At 60.9% G+C, this 25,499-nt stretch carries 20 protein-coding genes; 3 read left to right on the plus strand and 17 right to left on the minus strand.

The genetic code is table 11. The features are described from left to right. Positions 1-5: 5 nt before the first annotated feature. A complete protein-coding gene (locus OQ248_RS08065; RefSeq protein ID WP_265812522.1) occupies positions 6-1,871 on the plus strand; it encodes a bifunctional O-antigen ligase/aminoglycoside phosphotransferase family protein in 1,866 nt (621 codons plus the stop codon). A gap of 2 nt (positions 1,872-1,873) precedes the next feature. Further along, positions 1,874-3,094, plus strand: coding sequence for an acyltransferase (locus tag OQ248_RS08070; protein ID WP_265812523.1), 1,221 nt, complete (start codon positions 1,874-1,876; stop codon positions 3,092-3,094). Positions 3,095-3,098: 4 nt separating this feature from the next. Here OQ248_RS08070 and OQ248_RS08075 read toward each other — a convergent pair whose 3' ends face one another. The 17 genes from OQ248_RS08075 to glnE all read right to left on the minus strand — a co-directional run bounded on the left by OQ248_RS08075 (position 3,099) and on the right by glnE (position 22,468). Further along, entirely contained in the window at positions 3,099-3,722 is a 624-nt protein-coding gene (locus OQ248_RS08075) for a CatB-related O-acetyltransferase (RefSeq protein ID WP_265812524.1), read from the minus strand. Between the two features lie 3 nt (positions 3,723-3,725). After that, positions 3,726-4,610: a glycosyltransferase gene (locus tag OQ248_RS08080; RefSeq protein ID WP_279309481.1), complete on the minus strand. Its 885-nt coding sequence runs from the start codon at positions 4,608-4,610 to the stop codon at positions 3,726-3,728. Between the two features lie 14 nt (positions 4,611-4,624). Continuing rightward, on the minus strand, positions 4,625-5,779 hold the full coding sequence (locus OQ248_RS08085) for a glycosyltransferase family 4 protein (protein WP_265812526.1): 1,155 nt from the start codon (positions 5,777-5,779) through the stop codon (positions 4,625-4,627). Next, complete coding sequence (locus OQ248_RS08090) at positions 5,776-7,221, minus strand: PIG-L family deacetylase (RefSeq protein WP_265812527.1); 1,446 nt, start codon at positions 7,219-7,221, stop codon at positions 5,776-5,778. Before OQ248_RS08090 ends, OQ248_RS08085 begins: the two co-directional genes overlap by 4 nt. A gap of 8 nt (positions 7,222-7,229) precedes the next feature. After that, positions 7,230-8,126: an antimicrobial resistance protein Mig-14 gene (locus OQ248_RS08095; protein WP_265812528.1), complete on the minus strand. Its 897-nt coding sequence runs from the start codon at positions 8,124-8,126 to the stop codon at positions 7,230-7,232. Beyond that, positions 8,126-9,256, minus strand: a complete 1,131-nt coding sequence (locus tag OQ248_RS08100; RefSeq protein ID WP_119429484.1) for a glycosyltransferase — start codon at positions 9,254-9,256, stop codon at positions 8,126-8,128. The genes OQ248_RS08095 and OQ248_RS08100 overlap by 1 nt, the downstream gene beginning before the upstream one ends. Then, entirely contained in the window at positions 9,240-10,997 is a 1,758-nt protein-coding gene (locus OQ248_RS08105) for a carbamoyltransferase (RefSeq protein ID WP_007952261.1), read from the minus strand. The genes OQ248_RS08100 and OQ248_RS08105 overlap by 17 nt, the downstream gene beginning before the upstream one ends. Before the next feature lie 225 nt (positions 10,998-11,222). Then, positions 11,223-12,014 (minus strand): DUF3800 domain-containing protein, encoded by a 792-nt coding sequence (locus OQ248_RS08110; protein ID WP_265812529.1) that lies wholly within the window; start codon positions 12,012-12,014, stop codon positions 11,223-11,225. 5 nt (positions 12,015-12,019) lie between these two features. Beyond that, positions 12,020-12,355: a YceK/YidQ family lipoprotein gene (locus tag OQ248_RS08115; RefSeq protein WP_265812530.1), complete on the minus strand. Its 336-nt coding sequence runs from the start codon at positions 12,353-12,355 to the stop codon at positions 12,020-12,022. Between the two features lie 159 nt (positions 12,356-12,514). Continuing rightward, positions 12,515-13,966, minus strand: coding sequence for a lipopolysaccharide kinase InaA family protein (locus tag OQ248_RS08120; RefSeq protein ID WP_265812531.1), 1,452 nt, complete (start codon positions 13,964-13,966; stop codon positions 12,515-12,517). Further along, on the minus strand, positions 13,966-14,718 hold the full coding sequence (locus OQ248_RS08125; RefSeq protein WP_265812532.1) for a lipopolysaccharide kinase InaA family protein: 753 nt from the start codon (positions 14,716-14,718) through the stop codon (positions 13,966-13,968). The genes OQ248_RS08120 and OQ248_RS08125 overlap by 1 nt, the downstream gene beginning before the upstream one ends. Then, entirely contained in the window at positions 14,715-15,449 is a 735-nt protein-coding gene (locus OQ248_RS08130; RefSeq protein ID WP_265812533.1) for a lipopolysaccharide kinase InaA family protein, read from the minus strand. Before OQ248_RS08130 ends, OQ248_RS08125 begins: the two co-directional genes overlap by 4 nt. Then, positions 15,449-16,255: a lipopolysaccharide core heptose(I) kinase RfaP gene (gene rfaP, locus OQ248_RS08135; RefSeq protein WP_114881173.1), complete on the minus strand. Its 807-nt coding sequence runs from the start codon at positions 16,253-16,255 to the stop codon at positions 15,449-15,451. The genes OQ248_RS08130 and rfaP overlap by 1 nt, the downstream gene beginning before the upstream one ends. After that, positions 16,256-17,377: a glycosyltransferase family 4 protein gene (locus tag OQ248_RS08140; protein ID WP_265812534.1), complete on the minus strand. Its 1,122-nt coding sequence runs from the start codon at positions 17,375-17,377 to the stop codon at positions 16,256-16,258. It abuts the gene before it with no gap. Further along, the gene (waaC, locus tag OQ248_RS08145) at positions 17,377-18,438 is read right to left on the minus strand and encodes a lipopolysaccharide heptosyltransferase I (protein ID WP_265812535.1); all 1,062 of its coding nucleotides are present in this window, start codon (positions 18,436-18,438) and stop codon (positions 17,377-17,379) included. Before waaC ends, OQ248_RS08140 begins: the two co-directional genes overlap by 1 nt. 1 nt (position 18,439) lies before the next feature. Further along, positions 18,440-19,474 carry a lipopolysaccharide heptosyltransferase II gene (gene waaF / locus OQ248_RS08150; RefSeq protein WP_039766536.1) on the minus strand — a complete coding sequence of 345 codons (1,035 nt, stop codon included), beginning with the start codon at positions 19,472-19,474 and terminating at the stop codon, positions 18,440-18,442. Positions 19,475-19,525: 51 nt separating this feature from the next. Further along, entirely contained in the window at positions 19,526-22,468 is a 2,943-nt protein-coding gene (glnE, locus tag OQ248_RS08155) for a bifunctional [glutamate--ammonia ligase]-adenylyl-L-tyrosine phosphorylase/[glutamate--ammonia-ligase] adenylyltransferase (protein WP_265812536.1), read from the minus strand. 384 nt (positions 22,469-22,852) lie between these two features. On the opposite strand from glnE, the gene aceE reads away from it, so the two are divergent. Further along, positions 22,853-25,498, plus strand: a complete 2,646-nt coding sequence (gene aceE / locus OQ248_RS08160) for a pyruvate dehydrogenase (acetyl-transferring), homodimeric type (protein WP_265812537.1) — start codon at positions 22,853-22,855, stop codon at positions 25,496-25,498. Position 25,499 lies beyond the last annotated feature (1 nt).

Genomic DNA, 25,499 nt, shown 5'->3' on the forward strand with positions numbered 1-25,499 from the left:
ACAGCATGCAACTTCGCGGCTTCAACAGTACGTCCAGTCGAATCTTCGATTTCATCAGCCTGTGGATGCTTCCCGTCGGCTACTTCCTGCTCCTGTGCGCGCTGTTCTTCCTGCCTGGTCGCAGCCTGCACCACAAGCTGTTTTATGGCCTGTTCAGCATTCCGGCGCTGATTGCCCTGTGCCTGCGCCCTCAGGGCTTCAGGGAGCTGGTGCGCGAACCGATGATTGTTGCCTTGCTGGTGTTCGTCGCCTGGGCGATGCTCAGCCTGAGCTGGGGGCCAGCCGACGGCGAATCGTTCAGTGGGATGTTCAAACCACCGTTGCACACCTTGCTGCTGTTCGTCGGCTGTTACCTGCTTGTGCGGTATCGCAGTGACATTCTTGCGCCGATGCTGTTCGTCGCAGCGCTGGTCGCCCTCGTCGCCACGACGTGCTTCCTGATTCCATTCATCCATCATTACGAACCCGGCGCCCGCCTGGTTGGCGGTGGGGCGTTCGACAACCCGCTGCTCAGCTCACACCTGTTCGGCTTCTTCTGTGCCTACTGGATGAGCGTCAGCATGTCGTGCAGACATGGCCGCCTGCTCTGGCTCAGCCTGCCGGCGATGCTGGTCATGTTTGCAGCAGTCATCGCCACCGGTTCAAGAACGCCACTGGTCGCACTGACCATGGCTGCGCTGTGGCTGAGCTTCATCTGCTGGAACCGTCGCTCACTGGCGATGCTGGGGGCCCTGGCTACCGTGGGCATCAGTGTGGTCTGCGTGTTTTCGAAGATGATCACCGAGCGTGGCGACTCTTACCGTTTCGAAATCTGGCAGATCGCCCTGCAAAAGATTTCCGAGCACCCGTGGATCGGCCATGGCTATAACGCCGATCTGGCGATCGATCCGGGCGTTGGCTACAACTTTCAGGAACCTCACAGTTTTGTGCTGGGCGTGCTTTATTACGTCGGCATTCTGGGTTTGCTGCCATGGCTGTTTTTCCAGGCCTGGGGACTGTTCAGCAGTTGGCGTCAGCGCGTTCAACCACTGCTGATCATCGCGTCGACCTGGCTGGTGTTCGGTATCGGTGCCGGACTGACAGAGGGCGGCGGGATCATCTCGCGGCCAAAGGAGCACTGGTTCCTGCTGTGGATTCCTCTGGCACTGATTGCCGCACTGAGCATCAACCAGCGAGCTCGCCGCCTGCTGACCCTGCCCGTACAGAGAATGTCTGCCACCGGTCTGCAACAGCTGGGTGCCAACGCTCAGGTAGTTGAAGAAGATGGCCTGGGTCCAAAGGTCCTGCGCCTGACCGACGGCAGTTTTCTCAAACTGTTCCGCCGCCGTCGCTGGTACACCTCGGGCAACTTCAACCCTTACTCCGAACGCTTCGCCATCAATAGCGAACAATTGCGCCGGATGGGCATCCCGACCCCACAGGTGTTGAACCTGTACCGCCTCGAAGATGGCAGCAGTGCAGTGCATTACGCTCCACTGCCGGGCCACACCTTGCGCCAGGTACTTCAGGGCATCACCGCACCGGCCGTGCGACAGGCCCTGGTCGAGCGTTTCGGCAAGTTCATGGCGCGCCTGCATGAACAGGGCGTGTATTTCCGCTCGCTGCACCTGGGCAACGTTCTGGTGCTGGAAGACGGTGAATTCGGATTGATCGACCTGGCCGACCTGCGCATCTATCCGTCCCCATTGAGCCTTTCATTACGTCAACGCAACCTGCGCCATATGCAGCGTTACACGGAAGACAAGCGCTGGCTGTTCGAGGACCACTTCGACGCCCTGCTCCAGGGTTATTCGACGACGGCCTCCCGAGCGGCGGTCGATAATCTGCACAGGCAAGTGCAACAGGGAGGTCGCCCGGCCCGGGCCCATTGATCATGACGGATACCAATCCAGTCTTCGCCCTGGCAGCGTATCTGCTCGCCATCGCGACTTCAGTGATATTCCTGCGCGTGGTCCCCAAAGCCGTCATGCATCTGCAGCATAACGGCGAAAGCCGCTACGCCAGCATCGACGGCTTGCGCGGTTATCTGGCCTTTGGCGTATTCATACATCACGCTCTCATTACCTGGTTCTACCTGCGCACCGGCGTCATCGAGTTTCCGCCGAGCAACTTTTATTCGCAGCTGGGCCAGGCCAGCGTTGCGCTGTTTTTCATGATCACCGGTTTTCTGTTCTGGAGCCGCCTGCTCAAGCAGGGACGTCGGCACGACTGGCTGGCATTTGCGGTGTCACGGGTGTTTCGGCTTTATCCCCTCTACCTGCCACTGATGCTGATTGTGTTTGTCACCGTGTTCAATCTGCAGGATTGGGAACTGAAGGACTCTCCCGCACAACTGGCCGGACAGGTACTGAGCTGGTTGACGTTCGACCGGCCGGACATCAATCAGTACCACCAGAGCGGCATGTTGATCTCCAACGTGACCTGGACACTCGCCTACGAGGTGTTTTTCTATCTGGCTCTGCCCCTTCTGGGACTGGTGTTCATTTACCGCGGGCACTGGCTGCAAGTCGTGCTGTGCCTGATCGGAATCTACGCCCTGTATCAGGTCGTCGGCTGGGAACATTCGCTGAAAAAGCATTTTCTGGCGAGCTTTCTTGGCGGCATCGCGGCAGCTTATTGGGTACGACGCCCGCAGCTGGTCGCATGGGGCCAGACCCACGTAGCCACGGCGGTTGCCCTGCTGGCCCTGATTCTGACGATGACACTGTTCAAGCGCGCCTTCAGCCTGATGCCGCTTCTGCTGCTGAGCGTATTCTTCGCTATCGTCGCGTCGGGCAATACGCTTTGGGGGGCGCTGCGTCTGCGCTGCGTCCGCTGGCTGGGAGAGATCAGCTACAGCACCTACCTGCTGCACGGCTATGTGCTCTGGATCATGGTGCAGCAGCTGCCACACCTGATGTCCTTCAATCCACAGAGCCCGGTTCTCTACCTGCTGTTGATGGTCGTCTGCAGTTGTCTGCTGATCGTCATTGCCAGCCTCACTTTCCTGTACATCGAGAAGCCTGGAATCGAAGCCGGAAAGACATTTCTGCAATGGTTACGCCAGAAGCAGCGCCCGAAAAAACTGGCCGAGGAAGCCGCCCGGGAGCGTTGAGCAGCTATGAGGGCTGGCGCTGGCGGGCGTAGGTGAGGAATCCCTCGATGTCGTCACTGCACAGCGTTTGCGCCAGGCTGTGCAGTTCGGTTTCCGGCCAATCCCACCAGGCACTCTGCAACAATTGCTGGCGCTGCTCCTCGGGAAAGCGCCAGCGCAGGAATTTCGCCGGATTGCCTCCCATCACCGCGTAGGGTTCGACATCCCGCGTGACCAGCGCGCCGGCCGCGATGATCGCGCCGCTCCCGATCGTCACGCCCGAAAGGATCGTGCAGTCGGAGCACAGCCAGACATCGTTGCCAATCGTCACGTCCCCATGAGTGCCGCTGTATTCGCGAATGTGCGCAGCCTGCGGCAGCATCGCCGGAAACGGAAACGTGGTCACCCAGTCCGCCCGGTGATGCCCGCCGAGAAAAATCTGCACGCCTTCGGCAATCGAACAGTAGGCGCCGATCTTCAGCGTCGAGCCTTCCTTCCAGTCATGGACGATCGGCAGACCATAACTGCCCCGGCCAAAGGCATAGTCAGGGTAGGCCTGCGCGAACCGTGCAGCACCGCGTTCGATCTTCGGCAACTTGCGAATCGCCCGTTTGGCGCGTCGCTCACGCCAGCGCTGAAGCCAGCCCATGGTTCAATCCTTTTCCAGCGGCGAAAACAGCAACCGGCCCAGACCGCGCCAGGTTTTCTTGTTCCACGCCTTGAACGGAATCTGCGCCAGCAGCTCCCGCGCCAGTTTGCGGTCACGGTTGGCGGTTTTCAGGAACATCGAATTGAGCGACTTGTAGCGCACCTCGTCGTACAGCGGGTGATCGCTGAACAGCGCGTAGGTACGCAGAATGTTCTCGATCATGAAACGGTGATTCTTGTAAGAGTTGGTGGCGTGCTTGCGATAGCGCGCCATCACCACGTTCAGGCCATCGATGAAGTAACCGGCGCGGGTCACTTTCAGTTCGATGTACAGATCCTCGAGACGAATCGTCGGATCGAACCCGCCCACCTTGTCCAGCGCCTCACGGCGGATCATCAGGGTCGGCGCCGGCGGATACGGCTTGCGTTCCAGGAACATGTCATCGAAATCCAGACGACGGAACGGCACGTCCCGGCGCTGACGCTTTTCCGGATAGAGGTTGCCGTCGGCGTCCATCAATTCGATGTTGCCGGCGCAGATACCCACTTCCGGTTTGCCGTCCATGTACGCGACCTGGGTGGCGATGCGATCCGGGTACATGATGTCGTCGGAGCCGAACGGCACGATCAGGCTGCCTTGGGCCCGCGCAATTGCGCCGTTCAGCGTGTTGGTCAGGCCCTGGTTCTGCTGCACCCGGAAATCGAAGCCGTGCTGTTCCTGCAAGGCCTTGATGCGCTCGACGCTGTCATCCTTCGATCCGTCGTCGACCACCAGCAGCTCAATGTTCTTGTAGCTCTGGTTGATGACGCTGAGGATGCTTTCCTCGATGTACGGTCCGTGGTTATACGAAGCGATGATCACGGTGACGAGGGGTTGCGCATCGCTCAGGGCGGTGACCTCACTCATGGCTGCTCCTTGCGGGCCTGCGCCAGACCGGAGTCGATCAGGTTCAGGTATTCCTGGCGGAAGACCTCGATGTCGTGCTGTTCCTGCAAATAGCGATAGGCCTGTTCACCTTTGGCCTTGAGCTCGTCATCCGGCAGCCCGAGGTAGGTGTCCAGCGCCGTGACCAGGCTCGACACATCCTTGGGCGTGATCGCCAGGCCCCCGGCACCTTCGATCAGCGGCAACATGGCCGGCACGTTCGAGGCGATCACCGGCAGGTGCCCGCTCATGCCTTCCAGCAAAGCCAGGCCCAGGCCTTCGGCCAGCGACGGCATGGTCCAGATATCGAACGCACGCACGTATTGCAGGGCGTTTTCCTTGAAGCCCAACAGGTGGGCGCGACCGCTCAGACCGAGCTGTTCGATCTCGGCCGCCAGCGGCGCTTGCAGGCGTCCGGCACCGATGATTGCCAGTTGGGTGTTCGGGTATTTGTCTTTCAGTTGGGCGAAAGCCTGCAACAGATAAGTGTGGCCCTTGACCGACACCAGCCGCCCCAGCGCACCGATCAGGCGCACATTCGGGTCGATGCCCAGCAGTTCGCGGGCACGCTCGCGGCTGTGCTGCAAGCCTTCGGCCTGTTCGATGTCGATGGCGTTGGTGATCGCGTAAGTATTCTGGTCAGTGAAACCGCAATCGCAGTCCAGCAGGTACTGTTTGACCGCCGGCGACACGCCGACGAAGCGCCAGTGCCGGTCGATCAGGCGTTGAGTCTGACGACGGCGATAGAAGCGGTCGTACTCGCCGAAACCGTGGGAAATACCGATGCACAACGGCACTTTCAACCAGCGGTTGAGGGTCAGCATCATGTTCACCGGTTTGAAGCGGTTGCAGATCACCACGTCGAATTTTTCCCGGCGGCAGAACTTGTACAGCTGCCACATCGCCCGCAGGCGCATGCCTTTGAGGGACTTGTCGGAAAACTCGAAATACACCGAACGGTCGGCCCGGCTGACAGCTTCACCCGGTCCGGGTTTGCCGCGCAGGAATGCCGCCGTCACCTCATAGCGATCGGTCGGCAACGCCTTGACGATCTGTTCGGCGAGGTCGGCGAAATCATGGGATTTGACGTTGTAGTCGGGCTGCAGCTGCAGCACCTTTGCGCGTTGACTCATGACTCTCCCCGGTGCGATCCCGTCGCGCCTGTTTCGCTCTGCTTCAGTACCCAGAACAACTCCTGGCGTCTGACCGCTTTGCGGAAAAATTCGTTCTCGCCATAGTCCGACGGCGCCCGACCGGCCAGCAGTCGCTGAAACAACCGGCGCAGGCGCCGCTTGAACGGCGCCGGCGGCTGCAGGTCATGCATCATGCCCAGTGCCATGGCCTTGTCCCGTTGCAACTCGACCGACAGCGGCAGGCACAGCGGCTGCATCGCCAGAGTCGCATCGAACGTCGGCGGCAAGGCGATACCCTGCCCGCTGTCCCCCATCGGCCAGCGATCGTTGTCGTGCAAGTGGTTGGCGTAGCCGAGCAGGATCGGTTGGTAATCGAGACCGTGCAGGGCTTCCAGCACGGCTTCCTGGGCGCAGATATGGTCGGGATGCGGATCAAGTGTCGGGTGTGGCAACACGATCACATCCGGACGGGCACGGGACAGGACGTCACGCAGATCGGCCAGCAGATTGTTCCAGGTCGGCGCGCCGTCGGCATCGCCCGGCAAGGCAAACGGATTCAACTGACGAAAGATTCGCGTGTCGTTCAGATCGGCTTCCCGAGAGCCCACTGGTTGACTCGGCGCAGCCTGCATCGCCGCCAGTTGCAGGCAGAAGTAACCGAGTTGCACGCAGTTTTCCTGTGGAATGCCGGCCCAGCGCGGCACGGCAAGGCTGTCCCAGGCACGCAAGCGGCCCTTGAGTCGCGACGCCTCGACCTTGTTCAGGCCCATCTGCTGGTAGTGTTCGGCTTCGATCTCGCCGGCAGTCAGGGTCACGATCCAGGCTTCGTTGGCCTGACTGTACAGACCGTAGGCGGCCAGTTCGGCATCGTCGGCGTGAGGGGCGATGACCATTACCCGCTGCTGGCGGTAGTCCGGTTGTTCCAGCGCCCACAACACTGGCTCGCCGGACACCCGGCAAAAGCGCCCGCGCAAGCGCAACAGACCTTGCGAGAGGGCCTGCGCCTGACCGCTGAGGTTCAGATAACGCAGGCCGCTGACGCCTCGTTCGAAGGTCTGGGCATCGGGACTTGCCCCACCCGCCAACTCGACCCGAGGATCGAAGAATCGTCCCAGAAAGCTGCTTTTGATCTTCACGGCGAGGATCAGCGTAGCGTCGTCCACCAGCATTACGCCCTCGTCGAGGCGCAATTGCTCACCGTGCAAATGCACTTTTGGCTGCGGTGTGAACGGCGGAAAGCTGTATTGGTAATCGTCTTTCGGCGAATAGAACAGGTGGTCGGCGAACCACGCCTCGTGAGCGATCCAGCCAATCACCGCCAGCACCAGCGGCAACCACCAGGTCACCAGCACGCCGAGGGCGATCAACACGATCAGTGCAACCAACAGGCTGATCCGTTTATTGCGCCGGTGGCGCTTGAGCAGTTGCTGTTTGCGGCTCATGGGCTGACTCATACGGTGAAGACCGGCACAGGATTGCACCAGCGATCCTTGTATTCACGGTCGGCACGACCGAAGGAAAAGCGCAGCGGCTTGTTCAGTGCCCGCGCATGCTCCCAGGCACTTTGCGTATTGAGGAAACTCAGGACACTGCCGGGGCTGAATTCACGGGTTTCGGGGTCGACGCCGCCGTTGATGTACTCGACGCTGATCCACTCCGGCGCTTCGACGCGATATACCAGCTGAATCGCGATCGGCGCATCGTTGAGGAAGATCACCGAGCCGATCAACAGCTCGCGCAGCAGCTCTATGACCTCGGCCATGCGTGCCGCACCAGTGGCTGGAAAACCCCAGCGACGCTGGAACAGGTCGCAGTAGATCGCGGCCAGTTCGGCACTGGAGAACTCAGCGACCGGCCGCACCACCCCGCCCGCCTCTTCCAGCAAACGCAGCTCGCGGCGCTGGTTGTAGCGAAACTTTTTCGACAGTTCTTCCGGGGTACGGGCCATGGCCAGTTGTTCGGTCTGCAACTTGAGGTCGCTGAAGCGGTTTTCGTTGAGTGCCGACAGGTAGCGCCCGCGATGACGCAGCGGCGCCTGGGCATCGACGGCGGCCGGCAGGATCAGTTCGGCGTTGCCGAGATCGAACAGGCCTTTCTTGCCGTTGCGCTTGAGCACGTCCTTGGACAAGGCCAGATCACGGCCCCAGGTCGGGATCGCCGCTTTGATTTCGCCCTGCTGCTCCCAGGCCAGATAACGCACCGGGATGCCGGCCAGATCCGCAAGACGCTCGACGACCATCGGATGGGTCGCGACGCTGCCGCCAAAACGCTGCCAGGCCTGTGCATAAGTTGAGGCGTCAACGGGCGACCAGCCACGTTCGCGCCAGCCTTGAAATCGGTTGAGCATCAGCCCCTCGGTGCCAGATCGGTAACTTGCGGCAAATGCCAGAAGGTGTCGCGCACGGCGCGGTCGGAGAAGCGCTCGCGCAGGCGATCGAACATCATCTCGGCGCACTGACGGCGTTGCTGCTCGTCCATGCCGGCCAGATGCTTCAGGCCCTGGGCCAGATGTTCGGCATCACCCAGCGGGAACAGAATGCCCACGCCTTCGACCACTTCCTTCGCCCCGCCGCACGCGGTCGCCAGCAACGGCACACCGGCGGCCATGGCCTCCAGCAGCACCATGCCGAACGGTTCGTGGTCGGAGCTCAAGGCAAACACATCGAATGCTCGGAAGTAATTGCGTGCGTCCGGCACCTGACCGAGAAACAGCACGCGATCACCGACACCCAGTTCGCGAGCCAGCGCCTTGAGTTCGTCCTCAAGACGCCCCTTGCCGAGGATCACCAGTTGGCTGTTGGCCGGCAGACCGGGCAGTGCGGCGGCAAAACCGTGCAGCAGCGTGGCCTGATCCTTGTCCGGGTGCAGTCGACCGACATTGCCGACAATGAATGCATCCGCAGAAAGACCCAGGGTCTCGCGGGCTTCACGGGCGGACACCTGACTCATCTGCAACGCCGAAACATCGATGCGGTTGTAGAGGGTCTGGATGCGCGTCGCCGGCCATTTCGGCAGGCAGCGTCGCATGTCGTCGCGTACCGCGTCGGACACACCGAGCAGGCTCAGGCGCTTGCGGAAAATGTGCGCAAAGAGTTTGCGCGAGCCACGTTTGTAATCACCAAACGCGTGGTGCACGCCAATCACCGGCAGCGAAGTGCCGAGCAAGGCGATGTAGATCGGCTTGAAGCGATGGGCAATGCAGAAACTGAAATTGCGTGAAGCGGCGATCTTGCGCAGATCGCCGATGGCACCCAGCTTCAGGCCACGAATGGCCTTGGAGCTGTATTCCATGAACAACACTTCGTCGGAGGCGCAGGCCGCGGCCACCTCGCTATCGGCCGCCCCGGTCAGAAAGACCGTGGTGACCCGATAACCGGTGCCCGCGAACAGGCTGGCGTACTGCCGCGCGCAGTCGAGGAACGGCCCGTCATAGCCGTGACAGAACTGCAGCACATGGCGTTCAGCCGAGCGTGTCATAAGCGTTTGCGCCTTCTTTGACCACCAGGATGTCTTCCATGATCAGGTACTGCAGATCGGAGCCGAAGAACATGTTCAGGGCGTCGGTCGGCGAGCAGATCATCGGTTCACCACGGCGGTTGAGCGAGGTGTTCAGGGACACGCCGTTGCCGGTCAGCACTTCCAGCGCCTTCATCATGTCGTAGTAGCGCGGGTTGTATTCGCGCTTGAGCACCTGGGCCCGGGACGTGCCGTCTTCATGGACGACTTCCGGCACGCGGGTCTTCCATTCTTCCGCCACTTCGAAGGTGAAGGTCATGAACGGCGCCGGGTGATCGATCTTGATCATCTGTGGCGCAACGGTGTCGAGCATCGACGGGCAGAAAGGCCTCCAGCGCTCGCGGAACTTGATCTGGTGGTTGATGCGGTCGGCCACGCCAGCCACGCTCGGGCAACCGATGATCGAACGACCACCCAGTGCACGCGGACCGAACTCCATGCGGCCCTGGAACCAGGCCACCGGGTTGCCATCGACCATGATCTTGGCGATCTGCTCCGGCATGTTGTCGAGCTTGCGCCAGGTCGGCTTGTTCTCGTGACGGGCGCACGCGGCGATCACGTCTTCGTTGCTGTACGACGGGCCGAGGTAGACGTGTTCCATCTTCTCGACCGGCACGCCACGGGCGTTGGACACATAGGCCGCTGCACCGACTGCGGTGCCGGCGTCGCCGGAGGCAGGCTGTACGAACAGCTCCTTGACGTCGTCGCGGGCGATGATTTTCTGGTTGAGCTTGACGTTCAACGCACAGCCACCGGCGTAGGCCAGTTTGCCGGTTTCCTTGAGCACGTCGCCCAGGTAGTAGTCGATCATCTGCAGCGCGATTTTTTCGAACAGCGCCTGAATGCTGGCGGCGTAGTGGATGTAAGGCTCATCGGCGATGTCGCCTTCGCGCTTCGGACCCAGCCACTCGATCAGCTTCGGCGAGAAGTAGTAACCCTTGCCTTTCTCTTTGTAGCGACGCAGGCCGATCACGTTGGCGTAGTCGGTGTTGATCACCAGCTCGCCGTTTTCGAACGAGGCCAGGCGCGAGAAATCGTATTTGCTGGCGTCGCCGTACGGCGCCATGCCCATGACCTTGAACTCACCGTCCAGCATGTCGAAACCGAGGAACTCGGTGATCGCGCCGTACAGGCCGCCGAGGGAGTCCGGATCGAAGAATTCCTTGATCTTGTGGATCTTGCCGTTTTCGCCATAACCGAAGAAGGTCGTGGCGTACTCACCCTTGCCGTCGATACCGAGGATCGCGGTTTTCTCTTTGAAACCCGAGCAGTGGTAAGCACTGGAAGCGTGGGCCAGGTGGTGCTCAACCGGCTCGATCTTGATTTTCTTCGGATCGAAGCCCAGTTGCTCCAGGCACCAGACGATTTTGTTGCGATAGCGCTTGTAGCGACGGTTGCCCATCAGGATCGCGTCGAGTGCACGATCCGGGGCGTACCAGTAACGCTTGGCGTACTGCCAGCGAGCCTTGCCGAAAATGCTGATCGGGGCGAACGGAATCGCTACAACGTCAACGTCGGACGGCTTGATGCCGGCCTGCTCCAGGCAGAACTTCGCCGATTCGTAGGGCATGCGGTTCTTTGCATGTTTATCGCGTACGAAGCGCTCTTCCTCAGCCGCCGCGACCAGCTTGCCGTCGATGTACAGGGCTGCTGAAGGATCATGGCTAAGGGCGCCGGACAGGCCAAGAATCGTCAATGCCACAGGGGTCTAGCCTCTTTAGTCTGCATTCAGGCGCGATGCGCCTTGAAAAATGATGTGCCCTCGCACCGGGCGAGAGACAGCTAAAGGGCGGGATTATAGCTTAAAAGCGCCGACAAACCTCTAGCGGAACTGGCCGGCCGGTGCGTTGACACCTTGGGAGCATCGCCATAGACTCCAGCGCAAATGGACTGGGAGATCCCGGTCGGCGCTAATGCCTCGGTGAGATCATCGGGGCTTTTCGCTTTCTGGAGATGGGAAAAGCTTCAAACCACAATTCTCGAAACCCTCTCCAACCTTGCTCCGCCCTCCACTGCAATAGAACTTGCGCTTGAGCACGTCAAAAGCACGGTTCCCCTGACCCGCCCTCAAAAAGCTCATGCCAATGGGCCTCGCAACAAGATCGGCTAACTGCAGGCCGGTGGAGTTCACCTGCTTGGTTGCAAAAACGATGTCAAACGGCAGTTGAATGCCCCATCGATTCGCCCCGCCACACATCCTGCGAAACTCCAATTCAAGCTCGTTATCCTCTCGCTTTCCTCGGCGCTCGAAAATCACATGCGTCAGTGCCCCCTGCTGATTCTTCTCCTGCATAAACTCATAGAGCGTTTCCAGACAAAAGCCGAGAGCGAGGTGATAAGGATTGTGCCCCGTGCCTTGTTTTTCGCGAAGGGAAGCCTTGTCTACGACGCAACTGATCAGAACGAAGTTGCTGGCTTCAATGATGCAAGTCAGCTCCTCAAGAAAGGCATTCTTGTGCTCTCTCGACATGAAAAGGCCAGAAAAAGCTCCTTTTTCTTTACGAATTTCGAGTTCATGCAGACCGATCAGATCGTGCCCCATATGGGCAAACTTGAATTTCTGTAAAGCAGGAATGACTTTCTCGCAGTAATGCAGCTTATGAAAGGCACAAAACGCGAGCACGAAGACTGGATAGTTGGGATCCAGTGTCTGCATTCCATGATCACCGCTCTCATCGACATAAACGATGACATCGCTGTATTCACTGATTGGCGGCAAAGTAATTACCCACGACTCGGCCGCCAATAAACACTGATATTCCCGTCCACCGCCTGGCGATAGATCGTATATGGCAGAAAAGCCGTGTCGAAGACGCCGGACAGGGTCAGGTCGAGCAGGACGACTGGCACCAGAATCCCGGTGGGATCGGGCGGCGCGTGCAGCAGGCAGAAATCGTGGGCCAGGCCACTGTAAATGCGCGGAATGAACTGGCAGTAGGTCTTCTGTTTGCGCAGGCCGCGCGTGGCGTCTTCGTCGTCCTGCAACACGGTGACGGCAGTGCCGCAGCCGGTTAGCGCCAGTGAAAATACTCCGATGGTGATAGCCGTTTTGATGGTCAAGATTTGCCCTCCGGGAACGTCGGGGCAAACTAGCATCGGGACTTTGCGGGGGGCAGTTCATGGGTTCCGGGAAGGCTGTAGGACATGTCACAAGGATTTGTCGCCACATGCCTTACCGGATTTTTATTGCGGAAACGTCTTACCGGCTTGCGAAAGAAATCACGCAGCGCCCGATGCATCCTTGGGCAAACGCTGATCAATGACCTGATACAACGCACTGCTCTCGGGCCAGTTACGCATGAAGCGCGCGCGATCCCGGGCATAGGCCGGAGCAAAACTGCCCGCCGAGCCGTGCTGACACATCGAATCCAGGTCGATCAACGCCCAGCGATCCTCATGCCAGAACAGGTTGTGGCCCTTGAAGTCGCCATGGCTGATGCGCTCGGCAATCAACCGTGCAAACAGCTGATCCAGCGCCTGCAACTCGGCTTCCGGCGCTTCACCGTTTTCAACATACGGCGCAAAGCGCTCGATGATATCCGGCCCGGCCAGGTATTCGGTGATCAGGTACGCCTTGCTGCGCAGCCAGAAAAACCGCGTTTCCAGCACCGCCAGCGGTTTGGGCGTGGCGATACCGAGGAACGCCAGGCGATTGCCTTCGCGCCAGGAATGCCAGGCACGGCTCGGACGCCAGAAACGCTTGAGCCAATGGGCAAAATTCTTGATGTTGTAACGCTTGATCACCAGCGGACGCCCGGCGACTTCAACCTTGCCGACGCTGGCCGCGCCCCCGGTCTTGTACAAATGGCCCTGATCGAGCAAGGCATCGGCCTGCTCCAGCACCGGCAACATCGCGGGTTCTTCTTCGCGACGGATCGAACGCAGGCCAAAGGCCCCGCGCCGCACGCTGAACAACGTGCATTCACGACCGACCTTGATCAGAAAGTCCTTCAGCCGCCAGGCGCGCACCTTGTCGATCTGCTTCTGCAAGGCTTCCAGCGGCAGTGCATGCTCGCTGTTGCTCAGCAGGTAATACACCAGCAATTCTTCGGTGAACGGCTCCAGCGACTTGGGCAACTGGGCGAAAAACACCCCGAGGTTTTCCAGCACTTTCTGTCGCGACAACGGCTGGCCGGCGGTTTCCGCGCAGATGCCGGCGCCATCGATCAGGTGCAAATGACCGCCGTGGCGCAGCAAGTTGTCCAGGTGCAGGTCTTCCTGCCACAGGCCTTTGCCGTGCAGCTGGCCAATGGCACCGAGCGCTTCGGCCAGCACTGCCGATTGCTCGTCGGCCAGCACCGGCAAGGATTCGACCTTGCTCCAGGCATCGCCCAGACTTTCGGCGCCTTCGAGGAATTCGAACAGCAGCCAGCCACCCTCGCCGTCCTTCAGGCCATCGGCCAACAGCAACGGCGTGGTCATGCCCTGGGCGGCGAGCAGTTTCACGCCCTCCAGTTCCCGTTGAAAATGCCGTGCAGCCTTGCTGCCGACCAGCAACTTGGCCAGCACCGGACGCCCGCGCCATACGCCAGCACCGACATAACGCTGCCCCGGCAACACCCGCAACAGGCTGAGCAATTGCAGATCGGCCGGCCCCGCCGCATCGGCCAGCGAAACCGTCAGCGGAAGACTTGGCGTGCGTCCGGCGTTTTTCAGGTCGGACAACTGCATCAGCGGGTCTCCTTGCGACTGCGCCGCGCGGTCAGCCGCGTGACCCAGCTATCCACCAGCGAACTGTCGACCGACTGATCGAGATACGCCGCCAGTAACTCGCGCAACTGGGCATCAGTCCACTCCGGCGCCCGGCGCAGCAACGGCTCCAGGTCCTTGACCCGATCCCGCTGACCGAACAGCAGAGGGCGAGTCTTTTCCAGATCGATCAGTTGCGCCTGATAACCGGCGCCTTCGGCCCGCAGGAAAATATGCTTCGGGTAGAAGCAGCCATGCACCTGACGCACACCGTGCAGGAGCCGCGCCAGTTGGCCGCAAGCCTTGAGAATCGCCGATTGCTGCGATGCATCAAGGTCCGACCAGCGCTGCAACAGCGAATCCAGATCATCCCAACCGTCGAGGGCGCGGGTCAGCAGGATCGCGCGCACTTCGCCGTTGACCTTGCGCTGACCGAAAAACGCCGCTTGCAGCGCCGGAATACCGAGCTGGTTATAACGGCTGATATTGCGAAATTCCCGGGCAAACGTCGGCTCGCCAAACGGCGCATGCAAGGTACGGGTCAGGTAATTGCTCTGGCGCTTGAGGTAGTAACCATGACCTTCGAGCTCAAGGCGGAACACACTGCTCCAGCCGCCACCGTCGGTGTTCGGCTCATCCACCGCTTCGAGCTGCTTGGCCCACAGCGCGTCGAACGTGCCGAGACCGTGGCGCTCCAGCAGCGCACAGTCTTCAGCGGCGAGAAAATCAGTCATTCGCGTCCCTCGAAAAATCTCACCACATGACGAATCCGTTGCTTGTCGGCGGCATTGAGCCGGTCACGCTGGCGGTATTGCAGGTAAAAGCGCAGGCGCTGGGTGTTCGACAGGTGATATTTGGCAACCTTGTCGAGACAGGCCAGGTCCTTGGTGATCCGGTATTTGAGCCAGAAACCACGCCAGAAATCGCCGTTCGGGCAATCGATGAGAAACAGCTGCGCCTGATCGTCGATCAGCAGGTTGCGCCATTTCAGATCGTTATGGGTAAAGCGATGATCGTGCATCGTCCGGGTATAGACGGCCAGTTGCCGGCTGATACCGTCCACCCAGCTGTGATTGCGCAGCTTGGGATCGTTGCGTTCGGCCAGTGCCGAGAGGTCCTCGGTGCGCGGCAGCTCACGGGTAATCATCGCCCCGCGATCGTAGGCCATGCCGTTGCGCTCCAGGCCCCAGGCCACCACTTCAGCAGTGGGAATGCCCCATTTGGCGAAACGCTTGAGGTTCTGCCACTCCATCTTCACCCGCGGCTTGCCGAGGTAGCGGCGCAAACCCTTGCCGGCGCCGGAATAGCGTTTGACGTAATAGTTGACGCCGTTGCGCTGCACACGGATGACTTCGGACAGCGGATCGCGGGTCAGGCGCTCGCCTTCCAGCGCGAATACCGCTTCAAGACTGCCAAAATCCGCTGCGAGGTCACTGTAGCCGGGTTCAAGATTCCAACCCGCCATCAGAGCGCATCCCCGTATCGCTGTTTGCGCGCGTAGAGCTTGTTGGCCTTGCCTTCGAGCCAGCTCAGCAACGACGCCTCTTCAGCCAGGATCTGGCGCAGCGGTTGCTGGAAGTAACCCTTGAGGAAGCGCAGCTTGTCGCGACGGGTCAGACCGATGTCCAGCGCGGAAAAATACAGCGCCGCCAAGTCCTTGTCGCGCCAGCGCCGGGTGATCACGGGGCGGGTCTGGGCACGGTGCAGGTCGATCACCGAGAGTTTGAAATCTTCCGGGGTCACCGGCTTGTCGGTGTGCAGCAGAAAATGGCAGATGTAGCAGTCGCGGTGATTGACCCCCGCGCGGTGCATCATGCCGGTCATGCGTGCGACTTCGGCGATCAATGCACGCTTGAGCTTCGGCTGCGGCGGCTGCTTGACCCAGTCGATACTGAAGTCTTCAAGACTGATGGTCGGCGCCAGCTCTTCGGTGACGATGAACGAATGCTGATCCGCCGGGTTGCTGCCCTTCTCGCCGTACGCGACGGCGGTCATGGTCGGCACGCCGACCTCCTGCAGACGCTGGATAGCCTTCCACTCCTGACCCGCGCCGAGCACCGGCAGCTTGGCGGTCAGCAGGTTCTTGAAAATCTCGCCCCAGCCGATGCCACGGTGGATCTTGACGAAAAATCCGTTGCCGTCGACTTCCGTGCGCAAAGTCCTGCGGGCTTCCAGCTCGCGGTACACCTCGCCCTGCAAGCCCTCGACTTCCGCGAACGCATCGCGGCCGGCCCAGAGGCTCTTGAACGGTTCAGCCAGCATCAACTTCATTTATGCGTGCTCCGCCAGAATCACATCGGCCGCGTGCTGCGGCATGCTGTAGAGGTCGGCCGTTTCGGCGAAGGCCAGACCGTTGCGGCTCCAGGCCGCCCGTGCAGCGTCGTCGTTCAACATGTCGGTCAGGTATTGCGTCAGCTGCGCCTGATCGAACGGTTCGTCCAGCACTCGCCCGGCATCGGCCTCGGCAATGTAATGGGCGTAGCCGCAGACCGCGCTGACCAGCACCGGCAAACCGGCGACCAGCGCTTCAAGCAGCACCGTACCGGTGTTTTCGTTGTACGCCGGGTGGATCAACAGATCGGCGCCGAGCAGGAAGCGCGGAATATCGCTGCGCCCCTTGAGGAACGTCACGTTGTCGCCCAGACCCAAAGTTGCACTCTGCATCTGGAACAATTTGGGGTCATCCTGGCCGATTACAAACAGCCGGGTACGTTTCTTCAGTTCGGCGGGCAATGCGGCCAGGGCTTTCAGGCTGCGATCGACGCCCTTGGTCTTGAACCCGGAGCCGATCTGCACCAGCAGCAGCTCGTCGTCCTTGAGGTTGAATTCAGCGCGAAAACCGGCGCGAATCTCGTCGGCATCCTTCGGGCGGCGACGATCCTGGGCGATGCCCGGCGGCAGCAGGTGGAAGCGTTCGAGCGGCGTGCCGTAATGCTTGATGAACAGCGGTTGCTGCACTTCGGAAATCATCAGCACTTCGGTCTTCGCGTCTTTGGCGAACACTGCGCGCTCGTACTCGGCGAAGTGGCGGTAGCGGCCCCAGCGGCGATACAGCGAATGGCGCAGGTTCTGCGCCTTGTCTTCGAAGCAGCCGTCGGCGGCATAGTAGACGTCCAGCCCCGGCATCTTGTTGAAGCCGATCAGGCGGTCCACCGGGCGCTTGGCCAGGTCAGCCTCCATCCACGCACTGAGCTTTTCGTTACGGCGATGATTGAAGAACGCCTTGACCGGCGCCACCAGCACTTCGAAACCGGGCGGCACGTCGCCTTCCCAGATCAGGGTGTAGACGCGGATCTGGTGGCCACGCTTCTGGCATTCGAGGGCGATGCGCATGAAGTCGCGCTGCAAACCACCGAACGGGAAATACTTGTAAAGGACAAATGCCAATTGCATCAACGCAGCTCCTCAGCCATCAACAACGTGCTCAGTCGGCTGGCGACACGCTCGGGATTCAGACGCGTGAAGCACAAGGGCAACTCGCGTTTCAGGTCAAACTGACGGGCATCCTGCGCGGTCGGTTGATACGTACATTTCTTTTGCAGGCACGGCGCGCACGGGAAATCGCTGCCGAGGTGAATCTGCAGCTTGCCGTAGGCGCCGGTCAGGCCCGGATTGGTCGGGCCGAACAGCGAAATCGTCGGCACGTCCAGTGCCGCAGCGAGATGGCCGAGACCGGTGTCCACCGCGACGCAGGCCTGGGCGCCGGCCAGCACCTTGCCGACCCCGGCCAGGTTCAGCTTCGGCAGGACTTCGGCGTGTTTGAAACCGGCGGCGATGCGCTCGGCCCGGGCCTTTTCCAGCGGGTTGCCCCACGGTAGCCTGATCCCGACGCCGAGGTAGCCGACCCGCTCGGTCAGCTCACGCCAATAGCTTTCCGGCCAGTGCTTGGTGTCCCAGGTGGTGCCATGCAGGAACACCACGTAGGCATTCTTGCGCGGTAGTTCGACCAGACGCTCGACGTTGAGGCCGTAATCGCCCAGGCCTTTTGGCAAGTCGTAGCCCAAGGCGATAGCGAACAACTGACGCACACGCTCGACAGCGTGCTGACCACGGGCCACCGCCAGTTTGCGGTCATAAAAACGCGCGGCGATCGGCTCCCGGGCCGAGCCCTTGTCGAGGCCGGCCACCGGCGCTTTGACGTAGCGAGTCAGCCAGGCGCTTTTCAGCAGGCCCTGAGCGTCGATCACCAGGTCATATTTGTTCGCCCGAACGGATTGTTTGAAGCGCTTCCACTCGCCGCTGGTGATGGTTTTCCAGAGGTTCTTGCGCCAGCGGCGGATCGCCACCGGAATCACCTTGCCCACGGCCGGGTGCCAGGTCGGGATTTCGGCAAAGCCTTCTTCCACCACCCAGTCGAACTTGATCCCGGGAATCGCCCGGGCAGCGTCGGTCAGCGCCGGCAACGCGTGAATCACGTCGCCCAGCGATGAAGTCTTGATCAGCAATACCCGCAAGTTAATGGACCTCGACCACGGAGCCCTGCAAACGCTGCAAGGCATCGTTGACCGCGTCCGGCATCAGCTGGCGCAGGCAGTTGTAATGGCCGAAACGGCAGGTGCGGTCGAAGCACGGGCTGCAATCGAGGCCCAGGCGAACGATTTCCACATGCTCGGCCAACGGCGGGGTGAAACCCGGCGAAGTCGAACCGTAGACCGCCACCAACGGGCGATTCAGCGCTGCAGCCACGTGCATCAGACCGGAATCGTTGGAGACTACAGAGTCTGCGCAGGACATCAGGTCGATGGCCTCGGCCAGCGAAGTGCCGCCGCTGAGGTTCACGGACTCTTCACGCAGGCCCGGAATCAGCCGCGCTCGAATGTCTTCGCCAACTGCGTGATCGTTCTTCGAGCCGAACAGCCAGACCTGCCAGCCTTCGCGGATGCGCGCCTCGGCGACCTTGGCGTAATGCTCGGACGGCCAGCGTTTGGCTTCACCGAACTCGGCACCGGGGCACAACACCAACACCGGGCGATCAAGGGTCAGGCCGAACTTGGCCAGCGCCGCCTCGCGGGTCACCGGGTCGATCTGCAGGCTCGGGCGCGGATAGGGTTTCGGCAGCTCGGCGTTCGGCTCATAGGCCAGCGCCATGAAACGCTCGATCATCAGCGGATAACGTTCTTTATCCAGCGTGCGCACGTCATTGAGCAGGCCGTAGCGGAACTCGCCGCGCCAGCCGGTGCGTTTCGGGATGCCGGCGAAGAACGGCACCAGCGCCGACTTCAGCGAATTCGGCAGCAGGATCGCCTGGTCGTACTGGCCGGCCAGGGATTTGCCGATCCGCCGGCGGGTCGCCAGCTCCAACGCGCCGTGGCCGAGCGGGAAGCTCAAGGCCTTGCGCACTTCGGGCATGCGCTCGAGGATCGGCCGGCTCCACTCGGGGGCCAGCACGTCGATTTCGCACTGCGGGTGGCGTTGCTTGAGACACTGAAACAGTGTCTGCGCCATCACCATGTCACCGACCCAACTGGGCCCAACGATCAGAATATTCATGTGGTTTCCATAAACGAACCGGGGAGGCCTTACGCCTCCCCGTCTCGAGAATCAGCTTAGCCCCAGCTCTCGCCAGATCCGCATCACCTGCCGCCGTTCGTCCGCGAACTGGTCGCCCGGTATCACGCCGGCGTCCTTCTGCAAGGCCTGCCGGTGGGCGGCGGAACGATAGGCCTTGTAGGCCTCGCGCAACAGGCTGGCGTCTTCGACGGGCATAAGCCCTTCGTGTTCCAGCTCTTCCAGAATGCGGATATTGTCCGTCCAGCGCAGCAGCGGCGGGTGGCTTTGCGACCACGCCAGGGCCGCGTATTGCACCATAAATTCAATATCGACGATACCTCCGGCGTCCTGCTTGAGGTCGAACGGCGCCGCGGCGTCGAAGGCATTTGCTCCGGTACCGGCGGCCGTGCTCTTGCTGCCGAGGTTGTCGCGCATCTTGGCGCGCATCTCGCTCACTTCCTGTTGCAGCTTCGCCAGATCCCGCGCCTTGCCCAATACCTGGGCCCGTACTTTCTCGAATGCCTGGCCGACATCCTGACTACCCACCAGCACCCGCGCCCGCACCAGAGCCTGATGCTCCCATGTCCAGGCTTCATTTTCTTGATAGCGGGCAAATGCCCCCAGCGAACTGACCAACAGCCCCGACGCACCGGACGGTCGCAGACGCATGTCCACTTCATACAGCTGGCCGGAGTTGGTCTGCGCCGTCAGCAAGTGAATGATCCGCTGGCCAAGCCGGGTAAAAAACTGCGCGCCATCAATCGGTTTCGCCCCGTCGGTTTCCGCCTGGGGGTCGCCGTCGTGGATAAACACCAGATCCAGGTCCGAACCATGCCCCAACTCGATCCCGCCGACTTTCCCATAACCGACAATGATGAAGCCGGGATCGCACAATGTGCCGTCGGTGCGCAGCGGCGTGCCGTACTTGGCCACGGTCTGACGCCAGGCCAGGGCCAGCACTTGCTCGAGAATCGCTTCGGCGAGCCAGGTCAGGTAATCGCTGACTTTCATCAGCGGCAGACTGCCGGCGATTTCCGAGGCAGCGACGCGCAAGCGATGCGCCAGTTTGAAATGGCGCAGGGCTTCCATCTGTTGTTCGAGGTCGTCTTCCGGGATCCGGGTCAGGCGCTCGCGCAATTCGGCGGCCAGTTCCGGCGCCAGCGGCGGCTTGAACAGGCGGCCTTCGTTGAGCAATTCATCGAGCAGCAACGGGAAACGGGTGATCTGCTCGGCGATCCACGGGCTGGCGGCGCACAGGGTCAGCAAGCGCCGCAACGCGCCGGGGTTTTCCGTCAGCAACACTAAATAAGCCGAACGCCGGGCCACCGCTTCGACCAGCGGCAGCACCCGTTCAAGCACCAGATCCGGATTGTCGTGCTCCACCGCCTGAGCGAGCAGGCGTGGAATAAAGGCGTCGAGGCGTTCGCGCCCCAGACGCTGCATCGCCCGCAGTTGCGGACTGCTGCGCAGACCGGCCAGCGCCTTCAAGGCTTTGGTGGCGTCGGCAAAACCGCCCTCTTCCAGTTGGCGGCAGGCGGCTTCTTCGTCCTGCGCCTCTTCCCACAGCGGCAGCCATTCGCCACCGACCACCACTTCGCAATCGGCGCCCTCTTCTTCATCGGGGTCAGCGATCACTTGTGCAAAGTGCCAGGCCACCCGGCCACGCCAGAACATCAGCTTTTCATGGAAGGCGTCCCAGTCGGCGAAACCGAGCATGAAGGCGATGCGCGCCTGATCCTGTGCAGTGTCCGGGAGCATCTGGGTCTGGCGGTCGGCAATCGCCTGGATCGCGTGCTCGGTGTAGCGCAGGAATTCGTAACCTTCACGCAACTCGCTGATCACCGCCGGCGGCAGGTAACCCTGCCCTTCCAGCGTGCCCAGCACCTTTAATAGAGGACGCTGTTGCAGGCTCAGGTCGCGACCACCGTGGATCAACTGAAAGGCCTGGGCGATGAACTCGACCTCGCGGATGCCGCCGGAGCCCAGCTTGATATTGTCGGCCATGCCCTTGCGCCGGACTTCCTGCTGAATCAGCTGCTTCATGGTGCGCAGCGCTTCGATCGCCGAGAAGTCCAGGTAGCGCCGGTAGACGAACGGCCGCAGCATGTCGAGCAACTGCGCGCCCGCCACCTGATCGCCCGCGACGACCCGTGCCTTGATCATCGCGTAGCGTTCCCAGTCGCGGCCCTGATCCTGGTAATACTGCTCCAGCGCATTGAAGCTCAGCACCAGCGCACCGGACGAACCATACGGGCGCAGGCGCATGTCGACGCGGAACACGAAGCCGTCGACGGTCATCGGGTCGAGGGCCTTGATCAGGCGTTGGCCGAGCCGAATGAAAAATTCCTGGTTATCCAGCGCGCGCTTCACGCCGACGGTTTCGCCGCCCTCGGGATAGGCGAAGATCAGGTCGATGTCCGAAGACAGGTTCAGCTCGACTGCGCCGAGTTTGCCCATACCGAGGATGACCATTTGCTGCGGTTCGCCGCTGCGCCGGCCGGTGGGCGTGCCGAATTGCTGGCAATGGCGGCTGTACAGCCATTGATAGGCCTGGTCGATGCTGGCGTCGGCCATGTCGGACAGGTCGCGGCAGGTCTGCACCAGGTCGGCCTGACGGGTCAGGTCGCGCCATATGATCCGCACCTGATGCCGGGCGCGTTGACGACGCAGGACACGACCCAGCTCGTCTTCTGTTTGTGCAGCGTTCACCGCAGCGGCGATCTGCCCGCACAACTCGCCGGGGGCGAACGGCCGGTCGAGTTCGCCGGACTGCACCAGCGACAGCAACATCAAAGGGTCACGAACACTCTGTTCAATCACGAAATCGCTGGCGCCAGTGACGCGGGCGAACTGCGCCCAGCGCTCCGGAGTCCAGGTGGAGAAGCCGTGATCGCCCTCGGTCAATCCGGCGACGGCCGTACGGAACGACTGCTCGGATCGGCTGACCAACGGCAGGAGAATGGCGGGCAGTTCGGCAAGCGCGGGCAGGGTCATGGTCTATCCTTGATCGGCGTGTAAATGGCCGCTTGTAGTGATGATTGAAAAACCGCTACGCGAAGGACTGTCGAACAAAAGTGAGAAATAGCTGAAATTTCTTTTTCTTTGGCAGCCAACATCAAACTTTCACCTTTTTCGGATGGCTAAAGACCAACCTTAACGATTATTCTCACAACGCAGTCGGAGGCCACAAGCCTTTCATCTGTAGTTTTACTACTCGTCTATACATTCGAAAGGCTGAAATGCCGGATGATTTGTAGTAAAACTACACGCCGCCGGAACAACCTGTCGGCAATCCAAGAATTTTAAATCGTCTGCCCACAAGGCCAGTCGCAAACTCAGGCAACCGATTCTGGAAGCCTTTCCGCCCTGGAGCAAGCCATGCAAGACCTCGATCCCGTCGAAACCCAGGAATGGCTGGACGCCCTGGAATCGGTTCTCGACAAAGAAGGCGAAGACCGTGCTCACTATCTGATGACCCGTATGGGCGAACTCGCGACCCGCAGCGGCTCGCAACTGCCTTACGCCATCACCACGCCTTACCGCAACACCATCCCGGTTACCCACGAAGCACGCATGCCTGGCGACCTGTTCATGGAACGCCGCATTCGCTCGCTGGTACGCTGGAACGCGATGGCCATGGTAATGCGTACGAACCTGAAAGATTCTGACCTGGGCGGTCACATCTCCAGCTTCGCCTCCAGCGCGACCCTGTACGACATCGGTTTCAACTACTTCTTCCAGGCCCCGACCGACGAACACGGCGGCGACCTGATCTACTTCCAGGGTCACACCTCGCCAGGCGTCTACGCCCGTGCGTTCATGGAAGGCCGCATTTCCGAAGACCAGATGAACAACTTCCGCCAGGAAGTCGACGGTCAGGGCCTGTCGTCCTACCCGCACCCTTGGCTGATGCCTGACTTCTGGCAGTTCCCGACCGTATCCATGGGTCTGGGTCCGATCCAGGCGATCTACCAGGCGCGCTTCATGAAGTACCTGGAACACCGCGGCTTCATCCAGCCGGGCAAACAGAAAGTCTGGTGCTTCCTGGGCGACGGCGAGTGCGACGAGCCGGAATCCCTGGGCGCGATCTCCCTGGCCGGCCGCGAGAAGCTGGACAACCTGATCTTCGTCATCAACTGCAACCTGCAGCGCCTCGACGGCCCGGTTCGCGGCAACGGCAAGATCATCCAGGAACTCGAAGGCGTATTCCGCGGTGCTCAGTGGAACGTGACCAAAGTCATCTGGGGCCGTTTCTGGGACCCACTGCTGGCCAAGGACGTCGACGGCATCCTGCAACGTCGCATGGACGAAGTCATCGACGGCGAGTACCAGAACTACAAGGCCAAAGACGGCGCGTTCGTTCGTGAACACTTCTTCAACACGCCAGAACTCAAGGCGATGGTTGCAGACCTGTCCGACGACGAGATCTGGAAGCTCAACCGTGGCGGCCACGACCCGTACAAGGTCTACGCGGCGTACCACGAAGCGGTCAACCACAAAGAACAGCCGACCGTCATCCTGGCCAAGACCATCAAGGGTTACGGTACCGGTGCGGGCGAAGCGAAGAACACCGCGCACAACACCAAGAAAGTCGACGTCGACAGCCTGAAGCTGTTCCGCGACCGCTTCGACATCCCGGTGAAAGACGAAGAGCTGGAAAACCTGCCGTTCTTCAAGCCTGAGCCAAACAGCGCCGAAGCCCGTTACCTGGCCGAGCGCCGCGCCGCACTGGGCGGTTTCGTGCCTCAGCGTCGCGCACAGAGCTTCAGCGTACCGACTCCGGATCTGGACACCCTCAAGGCGATCCTCGACGGTTCCGGCGACCGTGAAATTTCCACCACCATGGCCTTCGTGCGGATCCTCGCGCAACTGGTCAAGGACAAGGAAATCGGCCCGCGCATCGTTCCGATCATCCCGGACGAAGCCCGTACCTTCGGTATGGAAGGCATGTTCCGTCAGCTGGGCATCTACTCGTCCGTCGGCCAGCTCTATGAGCCAGTCGATAAAGACCAGGTGATGTTCTACAAGGAAGACCAGAAAGGTCAGATCCTTGAAGAAGGCATCAACGAAGCAGGCGCCATGAGCTCCTTCATCGCCGCCGGTACTTCGTACTCCAGCCACAACCAGCCAATGCTGCCGTTCTACATCTTCTACTCGATGTTCGGCTTCCAGCGTATCGGCGACCTGGCCTGGGCTGCCGGCGACAGCCGCACCCGTGGCTTCCTGATCGGCGGCACCGCCGGCCGCACCACCCTGAACGGTGAAGGCCTGCAGCACGAAGACGGTCACAGCCACCTGCTGGCTGCCACCATCCCGAACTGCCGCACCTATGATCCGACCTACGGCTACGAGCTGGCGGTGATCATTCAGGACGGCATGAAGAAGATGACCGAAGAGCAACAGGACATCTTCTATTACATCACCGTGATGAACGAGTCGTACCAGCAGCCAGCCATGCCGGCCGGTGCCGAAGAAGGCATCAAGAAAGGCATGTACCTGCTCGAAGAAGACACCCGCGATGCGGCGCACCACGTACAGCTGATGGGCTCCGGCACCATCCTGCGTGAAGTCCGTGAAGCGGCGAAGATCCTGCGTGAAGAGTTCAACATCGGCGCCGATGTGTGGAGCGTCACCAGCTTCAACGAACTGCGTCGCGACGGCCTGGCCGTAGAGCGCAGCAACCGTCTGAAACCTGGCCAGAAGCCTAAGCAGAGCTACGTTGAAGAGTGCCTGAGCGGCCGTAAAGGTCCGGTCATCGCCTCTACCGACTACATGAAACTGTTCGCCGAGCAGATCCGCCAGTGGGTACCGTCCAAGGAATTCAAAGTCCTGGGCACCGACGGTTTCGGCCGCAGCGACAGCCGCAAGAAACTGCGTCATTTCTTCGAAGTCGACCGTCATTTCGTGGTGTTGGCAGCCCTGGAAGCACTGGCTGACCGTGGCGATATCGAACCTAAAGTCGTGGCCGAGGCCATTACCAAGTTCGGCATCGACCCGGAAAAACGCAACCCACTGGACTGCTGAG

This window comes from Pseudomonas sp. COW5, from assembly GCF_026240005.1.
GTDB classification, from domain to species: domain Bacteria; phylum Pseudomonadota; class Gammaproteobacteria; order Pseudomonadales; family Pseudomonadaceae; genus Aquipseudomonas; species Aquipseudomonas kribbensis.

Coding starts and splice junctions, on each gene's coding strand:
- OQ248_RS08065 (WP_265812522.1), top strand. CDS start 6: ATGCAACTTCGCGGCTTCAACAGTACGTCCAGTCGAATCTTCGATTTC.
- OQ248_RS08070 (WP_265812523.1), top strand. CDS start 1,874: ATGACGGATACCAATCCAGTCTTCGCCCTGGCAGCGTATCTGCTCGCC.
- OQ248_RS08075 (WP_265812524.1), bottom strand. CDS start 3,722: ATGGGCTGGCTTCAGCGCTGGCGTGAGCGACGCGCCAAACGGGCGATT.
- OQ248_RS08085 (WP_265812526.1), bottom strand. CDS start 5,779: ATGAGTCAACGCGCAAAGGTGCTGCAGCTGCAGCCCGACTACAACGTC.
- OQ248_RS08090 (WP_265812527.1), bottom strand. CDS start 7,221: ATGAGCCGCAAACAGCAACTGCTCAAGCGCCACCGGCGCAATAAACGG.
- OQ248_RS08095 (WP_265812528.1), bottom strand. CDS start 8,126: ATGCTCAACCGATTTCAAGGCTGGCGCGAACGTGGCTGGTCGCCCGTT.
- OQ248_RS08100 (WP_119429484.1), bottom strand. CDS start 9,256: ATGACACGCTCGGCTGAACGCCATGTGCTGCAGTTCTGTCACGGCTAT.
- OQ248_RS08120 (WP_265812531.1), bottom strand. CDS start 13,966: ATGCAGTTGTCCGACCTGAAAAACGCCGGACGCACGCCAAGTCTTCCG.
- OQ248_RS08125 (WP_265812532.1), bottom strand. CDS start 14,718: ATGACTGATTTTCTCGCCGCTGAAGACTGTGCGCTGCTGGAGCGCCAC.
- OQ248_RS08130 (WP_265812533.1), bottom strand. CDS start 15,449: ATGGCGGGTTGGAATCTTGAACCCGGCTACAGTGACCTCGCAGCGGAT.
- rfaP (WP_114881173.1), bottom strand. CDS start 16,255: ATGAAGTTGATGCTGGCTGAACCGTTCAAGAGCCTCTGGGCCGGCCGC.
- OQ248_RS08140 (WP_265812534.1), bottom strand. CDS start 17,377: ATGCAATTGGCATTTGTCCTTTACAAGTATTTCCCGTTCGGTGGTTTG.
- waaF (WP_039766536.1), bottom strand. CDS start 19,474: ATGAATATTCTGATCGTTGGGCCCAGTTGGGTCGGTGACATGGTGATG.
- glnE (WP_265812536.1), bottom strand. CDS start 22,468: ATGACCCTGCCCGCGCTTGCCGAACTGCCCGCCATTCTCCTGCCGTTG.
- aceE (WP_265812537.1), top strand. CDS start 22,853: ATGCAAGACCTCGATCCCGTCGAAACCCAGGAATGGCTGGACGCCCTG.